Here is a 12,203-nt window from a genome sequence, read left to right on the forward strand (position 1 = left end):
GACTGGCTCGATTATCTGAAAATATCTAGCTAATCTCAGTCGTCACCCGAAGCTTTCGGCACTGTTACTGGCCTGAGCATGCCCAGCGCGCCGAATAGCGCTCACAAGAGAAACCACCTTGTCTTCTGGAAACAATTCCTCCGGGCCTTGCGGGGCAATTTCTTTGAACGGACTTTCATAAATCATAGCTGGCGACATTGTGCCGTTCTCGGTCAGATAGTCTATGATTAACTGCACAAACTCGATTTGGTCTGCCGTCGCATCACTATCCAAAAATTGGGCAAATGCGGCTGATGCAGTCCCCTTATCTAAACCGACCAGCGAACGGATAAAATTTGGTAGCCCCTCAGCGGTTTTTGACGCGCGATCAATATCGTCGTGTGTACCGATACCAGCGTCAACTAGCATCGTTTCTAAATCTGCAAGGTCAGTTGAAGTCAGTGGCTTTGCATTTTTGACTTTCGCGAGCGCGATGTTTTCATTTTGACTTCTCAGAAACGCCCGCGCTTTTTTCTTGAAGCTCTCCAGATCAACACCGCTTGTTTTCGGCAGAGTAACGGAAGATCCTTGGCCAAACTCGTCCTCAAAGTTCGAGTATAGAATTTTGCGCTTGTCGCGCTCGACCAAATGCACAAGCGATCGCAGACGGCGCCTGACGAACTCAAGAACGGAAACCGTCATCCCTTCCCACCAATTGGCCCGCTGAATGTCTTCGATCAAAACCATATGTTGTTTAACGGCGGGAACGCTGGAAAGTACTTCGAGGGCTTCTGCTATCTCGATGAGTTGTTTCTGTAATTTTTCATAACGCTTTTCGCCACGCAGCAATCCTACCTGAAGAGAATACATCAGCAGATCAAACCGCTTGGCTTCTTCGCCTTCAAACGCAAGGTTGTTCGGTAATCCAGCGATCTCACCAAGCTCTTCTATCGCATCGTCGGAAAGTGCGATCCAACTCTCCGGCTTTTGATATTTTTCAACGAGGAACCGCTTTGATCTCACAACGAAATTATCAAGGCTCATCGAGCGGATAAGTCCCTGTGCTTCAGCACGGGCTTGCCGAATAATTTCACTGACCGTCGGCGTTGCATCGGGATGATCTTCATAGTCCTCTTCCGATGCACTCATTCCGCCGCGATCGTTTTCGCTTTCAAGCGTTTTGACGAGAGACAGCCGCGCAAAAAACAACCGTTCCGTCAGCGACTTTGATTTCGGGGCTTCTTTGGTGGCGGGGTCTTGGCCAAAATACTCCAGGTTCTGGCAGAAGTCGAAAATACGAAAACTATCCTTGTCCTCGCCTGGGCCGAAAAGATCCGGGCAAAGCCGCGTACCGCGCCCGACCATCTGCCAAAACTTGGTTTTGGAACGCACCAGCTTAAAGAAAACCAGATTTACAATCTCAGGCACATCAATACCGGTGTCGAGCATATCGACCGATATGGCGATATGCGGCTCCTTATCTTTAATTGAGAACTTGTCGATCAGATCCTGTGCGTAGTCGCTTTGGTGTGTAATAATCCGTGCAAAGCCCGCCGTACCCAAATCGGGCCAATTGGCGTTGAAGCGCTCTTCAATGAACTCGGCATGTTTTTGGCTTTTGGCAAAGATGATGGTTTTGCCTAGGCGGTCACCGCCTTTGACGTGAATGCCATTGGTCATCAAATGGCCGAGCACTTTGTCGATAGTGTCTTTGTTGAACAAGAATTTGTTCAGCTCGTCAGCCGAAACCTCATCCGGCACCTCACCGTCATCCCATTCCAGTGTGTCCCACTGATCTTTTTCGTCCTGTGAAAGCTCCGCATATTTAATGCCGCCGCGTGTGAACTTTGTCGGTACGGACACAGGATCAGGTTTGACCAGATAGTTCTGCGCAATGGCGGTTTCCAGATCATAAGAATCTGTCGGCACACCCGTCTCAAGATCGAACAGCTCATAGGTGTCACGGTCCACCTCATCGCGCGGCGTTGCCGTGAGGCCAACCAGATAGCTGTCAAAATAATCAAAAATCGCCTTGTAGCGCTGATAGACCGAGCGGTGCGCTTCATCGATGATGACGAGATCAAAAGCGCCGGGGCCGAATACACGGCCTTTTTTATCTTTACCATCAATCAGCCCCATCATGGTGGGATAGGTCGACGCATAAACTCGGCCCGTATTGTCGCGGTCGGTAACAAGATTGACGGGGTTGGACGATGGCAAATGTGCTTTGAACGCACTAACAGCTTGTTTGACAAGACTCGTCCGGTCCGCAAGAAACAAAGCGCGCTTGACCAGTCCGGCTTTCATCATCGCATCAACAAGCGCGACGACTGTTCGGGTTTTGCCTGTTCCGGTGGCCATAACGAGCAACGCTTTGTGGCGGCCCTTGTCAAACTCCTCGGCAATGCGGCCAATTGCTTTGAGCTGATAGGGTCTGCCTGCAATTTCCTGGTTGATTTTCACATCGGAAATTCTGCCGGCGGTCACGCGGCGCTGGATCATCAATTCCAACTCGGCACGGTTATAAAACCCGCCAAGACGCCGTGGCGGTTTGCCAGAACCGTTAGCGCGCGGCGCATCATCCCAAACCCATGTGTCTTGACCATTGGTGAAGAATATTACCGGACGACGCCCATGCATGGCTTCCAACGCGTCGGCGTAAAGCTTGGCCTGCTGTTGGCCCTTGCGCGCATCATGGCGTGTGCGTTTAACCTCTACAACGGCCAGCGGCTTGCCGTCTTCGCCCCAAAGCACATAATCCGCATAACCGGTATTTTTCGCATTGGGCATCGGCGTGACTTCATATTCCACGTCGCGGCCGTCAATAAAGCTCGTCCAACCTGCCTCGCGAAGATAAAGATCGATCATCTTATCGCGGGTTTCAGCCTCATTATAATCATGAATGTCGATACGGGCTTCTGCTTCTGCGCGCGCCTGTGCAACCTGTTTGCGCAGAGCGACGACTTCCGCATCGAGTGCTGCTCTGCCAGAACGCAAGTCTTCCAACTGTTTGTCGCGCTCTTCCAGCGCTGCCTGCTGCGCCTGTAATTTGGAGAATGCAACACGCAGGCCTTCAACGGCTTTGGCTGATCCGGCTTTCAGATAAGAGGCATCAAATTCAAGTGTTTCTGCAGGCTTATCTTTGCGCCCATAGGTGCGGCCAAACCAGTAGCAGAAATGGAACAGCGCGTTCAGCGATGCCAAAGCCTCGCCGCCCACAATCTTTTTTTCTTCATGCACTGCGCGGTTGCGGATGCGGTTGATATATTTGGCTTTAAGCTGAACCACCTGTCCTGCGATTTGAACAAAAGTGTGGTCGTGGATCAGCGTCGAGATATTGTCCTGATAAGGCGGGGTGAGTTTGGGATCATGAGCAAAAGCCCATTTGACCGCCAGCTCCATAGTCTTTCCAGCAAAAAATGCCGCGCCGGTCGGATCGCTCTCTCCTAATTTTTCCGCAGAAACCGCAGCGTCATAAACGTTTGGAAAATCTGAACGGAGGAAAGCGAAATTGGACATGGTCAGAGTTCACCGGAAAATGCGCGCGATTGCAAGGAGGCAAAGAGGGTGTCGAGTTGAGTGAGATGATGAACGATTTTCTGGGATCGACTTTTTAAGTTTTTTTTGAGCTCCGAGTATTTTCTTTGTTCAGCTTCATCAGGGACTAAAATTTCAACCGGATAAATTCTATTACCTGAAACAAGTGGTTGAGCGGCACGTCCAGCATATTGGTTCAAGTTTGCCAATTTTAGTGCGTCAGCCAAGTACTCGGTTTCGATATCCTGCTTCTTTTTCACCACTAATGCATTGTCAGTTATCCACGATTTGCGATCCGTAACATGCACAGCCCCGCAATAGACACCCACCCTCCCGATAACGACCGTACCTGCCGGATGTTCGCCCTGATTATGCCAGCCATTGATACCATTACCTCCATAAACGGGGAATTTACCACCAAGCATCTCATTTGATGTGAGCCCCTCGCCACTGCTAACTCTAATAAGTTCAGATAGTGGACGGCGCACAAGTTTTTTAGGATTGGTAATCGGATCACCAAACATATCGATAAAAATCGATTGGGTCAGTGTGTCTAGGAGGGCGAGGGCGTCGCGGCGTTTGCGCCGCAAGGCGTCCGCCTTGTCCAATATCGCCGCAATCCGCTTTTGCTCGTCGAGCGGCGGGAGCGGGATTTGCATTTTTCGAATTTGATCTGCACTTAAATTCGGCTGGGCAACACCGGATGAAATCTCTAAGTTGTCTGCAACTTTTGTTTCAAGAAAATGATACAAGTACTTTTTATCTAGGTTAGCCGTTGGCTCAAATTTGCCCACACGTTGATTCAATAGGAACGTCTTTTTCTGCTGATTGAATCCTATCTTCCCAGTGGTTGCTCCGGACATAGCAATTAGTAAATCGCCGAATTCGATTTTAAAACGGGATAAATCTTCTCGGTAATCAGCGGGGTTTGCGAAGACAAGGTTCGTATCTTTGATCCCGCCAGATTGAATATTAGAGATGCGTAAGATTGGCGTTCCAGCGCTGCAAAACAACTTACTTTTAAATGCAAAACCGTTTTGTAAGCCGCATACCTCGCCTAACGCCACTATCGGCCATTTGCTCACAGCAAGGCCTCCAGTTCGGTCAAGCCTTGCGCAATATCGGCTTCCATATCTTTGAGTTCGGCAATAATATCCTTGGGTGCGCGGTGCTCGATCTCCTCATGAACCACCTGCTTGTAGCGGTTGATCGATAAATCATAACCGGACGATGCAATCTCTGCCTTCGGCACACAGAAGCTCTGCGCGATACGTTCTCGGTTTATCTCATCCGCATCACGGTTTTGCCAGCGCGCCAGCACATCGGGCAGATTGTTTTTAGCGTGTTCTTCTTCGCTCAACCCAGTCGCGTTAGGTCCAAACTTTTCAGCATCCAGCAAAATTGAGCGCTTATCATCAAGGCTCAAACCATCGGCTTGCAGATCATAAAACCAAACATTATCCGTGCCGCCCGAATCCGTTCGTTTGAAAAATAAAATCGCGGTTGAAACACCCGCATAGGGTTTGAATACACCGGACGGCAATTTAACGATGCCTTCCAGTTGCTGATCTTCGACCAGCATTTTGCGGACAGATTTATGGGCCTTTGACGAACCGAACAGCACACCGTCCGGCACAATCACCGCAGCTCTGCCGCCGATCTTAAGCTGGCGTAAAAACAGTGCCATGAACAATAGCTCAGTCTTTTTGGTATCGACAACCTGCAGCAAATCCTTGGCGGTTGTTTCCTTGTCGAGTGATCCCGCAAAGGGCGGGTTGGCAAGGATAAGGCTATAGGCTGCCCCGTCACCCGCCACGTTTTCCGAAAGTGAATCCTTATAGGAGACATCCGCGCCTTCAACACCGTGCAGCGCCATGTTCATCGAGCCGATGCGCAGCATCGTATTGTCAAAATCATGACCATGGAACATCCCGTGATGGAAATGCTCTCTAGCGCGATCATCCGTGAATAAACCCTTGTCGTGGTCGCGCAAATATTCGCTGGCCGCAACCAGAAAACCGCATGTACCGCAGGCCGGATCGCAAATCACATCATCGCGTGTTGGCGCAACCATCGCCACCATAAGTTCAATAATATGGCGCGGCGTGCGGAACTGGCCATTTTGGCCAGCACTCGCGATTTTTGACAGCATATATTCGTAAAGGTCGCCCTTGGTGTCGCGGCTGTCCATTGGAATTTCAGCTATGAGATCAATCACTTTGGACAACAAGCCGGGTGTCGGGATGGTAAACCGCGCCGATTTCATGTGAACCGCCAGCGAGGATGTTTCACCGCCCAGCGTGCGCAGGAACGGAAACACATGGCCGTCCATAATCATATATTGCTCATCAGGATTGGTGCCGGATAGATATTTCCAACGCATCTTTGAATAGTCCAGGCCCTTTGCAATGACCTCTCCGTCATCGTCAAGGATTGGAATATTGTCACGTCCTTCAGGAAAGATGCGGCGTTCAATTGGCTGGCCAGTGGTGTTGGCCTTGCGTTCGGCCAATGTCTGCTCTTGATCGAGCCCGCGCAGGAAAAGCAGATATGTAATTTGTTCAATGACTTCGAGCGGGTTGGCGATGCCGCCCGACCAAAACGCATTCCACAGCGTATCGACCTGGCTTTTCAATTTTCCGGTAATCACAGTGCGGCTCCCCAGTCATAATGCAGCATTGATATAGACGGATGCGAGTGCTGGTTGTCAATGTCGGTGGGCGTAGAGAATGCAAAATACATCAACAGTATTTCGTTGCCTTACAGCTTTTTCCACCGGCGCTTCTGCGCTTCAGAAATTCGCATTTTTCCTTCTGGTGTTTTAGGGCCAGTTGAGAGACCGCCATGCAATCGACATCGGTTTTTACCTAGTAGAGCTTTCAACTTACAAGGTGTTCCAGCACGCGTCTTAGCGCTGCACTCAGCGCGCACGGGTAACTTTTTTTCCGCTGCAAGTGCGTCAGATGCTAGCTTGTGTAGCTCGATGCATGGTTTTACCTCGCAGAGGTTGCAAAGCATATTTAGAATTGTTTTTTCTGGTTGAATGTAGGGACAATGTTCGAAAATTGGCGATTGATCGTGCATCTATTCTTCCCCGTAAGTTCTCGCGCCGCGGTAGTTAAAAGTGATTTTGATGTTAACAATTGTTATCTTTTTGTAAGACCCCATGAGCCTGCTATAGCTAGAAACTTTTTAATTGTTCAAATTCAGCGTTTTTTAGGTGAGCGCGAGCATACACGCTCACCTATCAGCAATGCCTAAGCCAATAGAAGTTCTGCCTGTTGTTCTTTTTCGCGAATGGATTTTAGATGAATCTCGACTTCATGTTTTAGTGCTTTCAAAGCGTTCAACTTACTAGTCATGTAATGCAGTCCACAGTGGTGCGCTCTGACTTTGGACAGAAAATCCGCGATCGAAGGCACATATGTTTCAGTTTCCATGAACTTTGTTGTCGCTTCTAACAAAGCGTAAGCCGAACAATGCGGTTCACGAGAAAGCGCTTCCATCATTCCATTGAAGTACACCTTTCTGTCAAACCTTGCACTGTTACGCAGGGACCCGAAAATCTTCTGCAAACAAGTGGCGACTATTTCCGGCCCTGGTTTGATTTCTGATACAGTTTTCAACAAGTGGTCGAGCTTCTGAATAGATTTGTCGTCTGCCAATTTGAAATACCATTGCTTAGCCATACGGTCACGCTCTTCCCCTTTGTAATTTTCCAAGTTCGGAATCTGGTCAGCATCTCTGGAATGGCGTGAACATGGACTTGCAAACCAGATGCTGGGCTGCATTGCCTCCCAATATGTATTCAAATCTTTTCGTAGAGATTCTGATTGATCAGTGTTGGGGTATAAACTCATATTCGTCATTTCTATCTCCATTCCTCGGCGTAGTTCATGAAATCTTCAGTGGAACTCTGTTCAGTTTCGTTGCTTTTTGCTTTGGTATTTTTATATGGATTGTTCTTAGAGATTCTCCCACGAGTTTGTGGGAGGTCATTACACAATAATGTGGGGGTCGTACCCAACTCTTTGTGGGGGGTAGTTAACCTGAAATCAGGATAGTAAATGTTCTGCCGGTAGTTGCCAGCGCGCGAAAGTGTGTGCAGATAGCCGGCCGCTTCAAGCGCTCGTAGATAACGTCTTATAGTTTCGATACTAACGCCGAGCTCTTTGGCGAGTGTTGAAACTGACTTGTAGCACTGCGCAGTTTTTCCATTAAAAGAGCCGTTCAAACAGATAGCAAGATTTGTAGCCCCATTCGTAATGCTTCGATTGTTGGCAATAGCCTCTAACCAGCAGAGGCGCAGGTGCACAAAAAGAGATGTGTCCGAAATTGCCGAACCGTGGCCCAATCTAGACCGCAGCTCTACTAGATTTACACCTGTGATCGTGCTAAGTTTGAAGTCATATCGCTTGTTAGGTGATTTGATATCTATGCTGTCTCTGTTCGTAGCAGGGGCAGCATTTTTTTTCGGTTTATCAGGCGGTTTGACTTCACTTGCTGTCGATGTCGTATCGACTGATTGAGAATCATCTGGATATAAAACGGAGCCATCCATTATGCGCACTCCCGGATTGAGAGCAGATAAGCTTCCAAGTCCTCTCTAAGGATTAAAACACGCTTACCGGCTTTCAAACGCGGCAACTCACCTGAGGCGAATTTTTTATAAATAAAGCTGCGTGATAGGCCAGATGTTTGGCAGGCTTGGGCAATAGTCAGCGCCTTTTGTCTCGACTCCAAAACACCTCTTTGATTTCTCGATACTTGCTGTTCCATTTTGGAAGTTCCCTCTTTTCCGTTTCTGAACAGCTCCAGTCATACTTCGTAGGCTTTCTATTTCTATGGAAATTAATCTTTTTTCTAATCTCCTGTTTTAATGCCGTGGGCCCACCATCTTCTAGAACTTTTAGATAGCGACGTTTTTTCGCTCTAATTTGCCGTGTGCAAGCTTCAAAGCGACGAACATGCTCTTCGTTGCTTCCATCCCACTTAAAATCAGATATTTGCTGGCCATTTTTTGTTGCTAATTGCCGTCGTGCCATTTCTCTAGCTACGTCAGCTTGCTTAAGTTTTTTCCCTATTGAGAGCTCCATAAAAGTCCATAATTCGGTAATGCAGTGCATGAATTTTAATAAGCTCAGATATTCCGATCCTAAAGGCTTTTTCTTGCGACCCGAGCCAGGCTTGTTTAATTCGCCGCCCATCTCAAGTTCGATGAATTCCGTAGCAGCAGCTAGTGCTGCTATTATCATCCAAGCATTATCAGAAGTCTTGATGCCTCGGCTGGCAGCATATTTTTCCAGCTTCGCGATCGCTTCATTTTCTTCTGCCGCTTGTTGCTCTTGATCGGGGGAAGCCAGCTTCCTTAGTAGGGCGTCTCTATCTGGCATCGAGAGGTAATACAGATTTTGCGCCAAATCACTTGTGTGACGGTAAAGGCCAAATTTCTGTTTGGGCTCAGGGCTGCGGGTTATTTGCTCGATAATGACCCTGATAAGTGGGTACAAATAAACCCATTTTTTGCTATCGAAATTGTCCATCGAAACCTCGTCTCTATATCTTCATGCAAACAAGCAGAAATACAAACTAGTCACAAGATTTGATGGTCACTTACAATCGGCGACATATCATTTTGCGAATTGCAAAACATTCTCTGGTTGATTTTCAAAACAATAGTCTGACCACATATTTAGAAGCTGGCGGCGTTTTTCTAAGGCATCATTTCGGCGATAAGCACGTTCGACCGCGTTTCCAATTTGGTGCGCTAAGCAGGCCTCAGCAACCTCGCGTGCGACTAACGTTTCATTGCCTGCCCAATCTCTAAACGCGCTCCTAAAACCATGTGGCGTATATTGCCCAACATTCATTCTGCGCATCAATACCTTCATTGCCATGTTAGATAATGCGCTATCTCTTTTCTGACCGGGGAAAATGAAACCTTCACCGTAGATTTCTTTTAGAGGTGCCAAGACTGCCAACGCGGCATCGGATAAAGGTACTCGATGCGCAACCCGTGTTTTCATTCTGCTTGCAGGGATCATCCATACAGCACCTTCAATGTCTACTTCATCCCAAGAGGCGTAATACACTTCGCCTGAACGGGATGCAGTTAAAATCGCAAATTCTAATGCGCGTGCGGCCATAGCTTGACGTTCGCGCAACGCTTGAAGGAATTGTGGAACGTCGGCATATGGCATTGCTGCGTGATGCTGAACCTTCCGCTTTGCGTGACTGGGCAGACTGTTGTCCAAGTTGTTCTTCCAAGTCGCGGGGTTGTCTCCATCGCGCAAGCCTTCAGCAATCGCGAATCCTAGGACGCGCTCAATTCTGCCCCGAATTCTCGATGCTGTTTCTGGTCGCTCCGTCCAAATTGGTCGGAGCACAGTTAGCACGTCACGTCTTGTTAATTCCTCAATGCGTAATTCGCGGATAGACTTACAATAGTCCACGTGACCCTTATCGCCCCGCCCCAATAATGTCATTTCCCATTGCGCAATATGCTTTGAGTTGCTCCACTTTGATTTATGAATTTCGATATATTCGGCAGCAACATCTCCAAAAGTAAAGATCTTCTTTTCTTTGGCAGCCTGCCTTTCTCGAATAGGGTTTCCTCCTTGAGCAATTACGGCGCGATATTCTGCTGCATTCTGGCGAACCGAAGACAAACTGATTTCGGGGTAGGGACCCAAGCCCATTTCAATGCGAGCTTTGTACCCTTTGGGCTTTGCCATAAAGACCCAAGATTTAGCACCGCTTGATTTAACAAGTAGGTACAATCCACCACCGTCGCTGTGACGACCAGCGTCAACTCCCTTTAAAGCTTGAATACCGCGATCTGTAAGCTTGTGTATTGCGCGCGCCATGAAATTTCCAAAGTGGGAACAGGTGAAAAAAGTGGGGACAGTTCCCACTTTCTGCGCTGGATAGTAACAAACAATCAAGGACGATGGAAGCAACCATAAGCCAAAAACACCCAATATATAAGGAATTTCATACAATCAAACATTGTCAAAACCAAAAGTACGATTGACTGTCTGTCCGCCATTTACCTTTTTAACTCATTGTAATATATACAGTTATTTTACTCTACACAAGCCCACCCTACTTTTAACCCTATTAGAGTTTGTTTATGCTCGTCCTATTTATACGTTAGAGAGTTTTTTAAAATTAAATTTTAATCAATAGTGCCTGTAAGTTTCACCTCTGCTGAGGCTTTATTGGTTCACTAATATTCCATCTGAAGTGAGTAAGCGGATGAAGTACTACCATGGGCATAGTCTACCAAATTATTCTCAGGAGGATATTGATGATAAATTATTTCATTACACCAACGCGAATGGCCTGATGGGTATTTTCAAGAGCAATGAAATTTGGTGTACGGCTTCTTATTGCAGCAATGATGAGACCGAATTAGCTACAGGTGAAGAGCTGCTAACCCACGAATTTAATTCTTTCACCAATAAGCTTATAAATGAAAAAGACCCAATGATGTCGATTATCGCCTCTAGAGGTGGTAACCCTTATGATTATGCGGATGGATTTACTAACTTAATTGTCGGTCTGATCTTCAGGAAGCTATGTGTATATATCGCTTGTTTCTGCAAGCCAAACAATAGTGATGAACTCAATCATGGTCTCCTTAGTCAGTGGCGGGGTTATGGTTCAGATGGTGGTTATGCCATCCAATTTAGTAGAAAGAAGCTCGTTGAAAAGATCGCTGCTGCGAATAACGTAAATACAGCGGACTATGATCTTCAAGAGGTGCATTATACTCAGCAAAATCCTTTACAGATTGAATTTTTAAAGAATGTAGAGGTGTTTAGGAATGCTTATAAAGATTACTTAGAAAGCACCGTCAATGTTACTGGATCATTAGATCAGAGTTTAATACCAAACCCACTAACGCATATTAAAGGCAGAGCCTTCGAGACTTTACTTGAGTATCTGACACATACAAAAAATAAGCACTTCAGTGAGGAGAAGGAGTTTAGATTAACCCAAGCCGAATTTATTTCTTCGAATTCTAGCTCTACTAACGTGAAGTACTTTAATCGAAATGGGCTTATTGTTCCATATAAATCTACTGACCCTGCGAAGTTGCCTATTCTGGATTGCGTTGAAGCTGTAATTGTTGGTCCTAACCCGCGTATGGATGCAAGATTGCGATCAGCAACTCAAATGATAGAAGCTACTGGCATCACCTGCAAAGTTCGTCCTTCTCTTATTCCATTCGTACGTCATTAATATCTCTGTGATTAGCGTCAAGTGTGGAAGTTGCGCCTCATATCTATAAAGTTTAACTAAACGCCGCGGGTTTTCTGCCCCGTCAATTCGTCTTATATCGGCTTTTTTATGATGCTGAGTTTTAATTAATATTTATTTAGTTTCACATTTGGGTGGGTAATCCCCCCGTAATATAAGGGTGAGAGATTCAGGCGTACACTGCAACACCTGAATCTATAGCATTCAAAAGTAGAATTTTTTCGGCATGATGAACGTGGAGATTTTGAATGAAAACGACCCGATTTAGAGAAGCGCAGATTATGGCGATCCTTCGCCAAACTTAGGTCGGCATTCCAGTTAGTGCACATTGCCGTGAGCATGGCATGAGCACTGCGTCATTTTTCTAATGGCGTAACAAATATGGCGGATCATTGGGGTTACCGATAGCTTCTTGATATTTG

The 12,203-nt window shown here is 46.9% G+C and carries 10 protein-coding genes and 1 pseudogene; 2 read left to right on the top strand and 9 right to left on the bottom strand.

Annotated features, from left to right (window positions below):
• Nucleotides 1-42: 42 nt before the first annotated feature.
• From C504_RS0112145 to C504_RS0112180, 9 genes are all read right to left on the bottom strand, one after another.
• On the bottom strand, nucleotides 43-3,498 hold the full coding sequence (locus tag C504_RS0112145) for a DEAD/DEAH box helicase family protein (protein ID WP_018689620.1): 3,456 nt from the start codon (nucleotides 3,496-3,498) through the stop codon (nucleotides 43-45).
• A gap of 2 nt (nucleotides 3,499-3,500) precedes the next feature.
• Entirely contained in the window at nucleotides 3,501-4,601 is a 1,101-nt protein-coding gene (locus C504_RS18380; protein ID WP_018689621.1) for a restriction endonuclease subunit S, read from the bottom strand.
• Nucleotides 4,598-6,166 (bottom strand): type I restriction-modification system subunit M, encoded by a 1,569-nt coding sequence (locus tag C504_RS0112155; RefSeq protein ID WP_018689622.1) that lies wholly within the window; start codon nucleotides 6,164-6,166, stop codon nucleotides 4,598-4,600. Before C504_RS0112155 ends, C504_RS18380 begins: the two co-directional genes overlap by 4 nt.
• A 110-nt stretch (nucleotides 6,167-6,276) precedes the next feature.
• Nucleotides 6,277-6,600: an HGGxSTG domain-containing protein gene (locus C504_RS19110; protein ID WP_018689623.1), complete on the bottom strand. Its 324-nt coding sequence runs from the start codon at nucleotides 6,598-6,600 to the stop codon at nucleotides 6,277-6,279.
• 173 nt (nucleotides 6,601-6,773) lie between these two features.
• Entirely contained in the window at nucleotides 6,774-7,385 is a 612-nt protein-coding gene (locus C504_RS0112165; protein ID WP_041951730.1) for a hypothetical protein, read from the bottom strand.
• Nucleotides 7,386-7,387: 2 nt separating this feature from the next.
• Entirely contained in the window at nucleotides 7,388-8,077 is a 690-nt protein-coding gene (locus C504_RS0112170) for a helix-turn-helix domain-containing protein (protein WP_018689625.1), read from the bottom strand.
• Nucleotides 8,077-8,295, bottom strand: coding sequence for a helix-turn-helix domain-containing protein (locus C504_RS19115; RefSeq protein WP_083923185.1), 219 nt, complete (start codon nucleotides 8,293-8,295; stop codon nucleotides 8,077-8,079). The genes C504_RS0112170 and C504_RS19115 overlap by 1 nt, the downstream gene beginning before the upstream one ends.
• Nucleotides 8,235-9,059 carry a hypothetical protein gene (locus tag C504_RS0112175; RefSeq protein ID WP_018689626.1) on the bottom strand — a complete coding sequence of 275 codons (825 nt, stop codon included), beginning with the start codon at nucleotides 9,057-9,059 and terminating at the stop codon, nucleotides 8,235-8,237. The genes C504_RS19115 and C504_RS0112175 overlap by 61 nt, the downstream gene beginning before the upstream one ends.
• 87 nt (nucleotides 9,060-9,146) lie before the next feature.
• Nucleotides 9,147-10,517, bottom strand: a complete 1,371-nt coding sequence (locus C504_RS0112180; RefSeq protein WP_245555197.1) for a tyrosine-type recombinase/integrase — start codon at nucleotides 10,515-10,517, stop codon at nucleotides 9,147-9,149.
• Between the two features lie 256 nt (nucleotides 10,518-10,773).
• On the opposite strand from C504_RS0112180, the gene C504_RS0112185 reads away from it, so the two are divergent.
• Nucleotides 10,774-11,763, top strand: coding sequence for a DUF2971 domain-containing protein (locus C504_RS0112185; RefSeq protein WP_018689628.1), 990 nt, complete (start codon nucleotides 10,774-10,776; stop codon nucleotides 11,761-11,763).
• A gap of 266 nt (nucleotides 11,764-12,029) precedes the next feature.
• Nucleotides 12,030-12,146, top strand: a pseudogene (locus C504_RS18960) (transposase); the annotation flags it as partial.
• Nucleotides 12,147-12,203: the final 57 nt, after the last annotated feature.

Origin of the sequence: Ahrensia kielensis DSM 5890, from assembly GCF_000374465.1 — a bacterium.
GTDB lineage: Bacteria > Pseudomonadota > Alphaproteobacteria > Rhizobiales > Rhizobiaceae > Ahrensia > Ahrensia kielensis.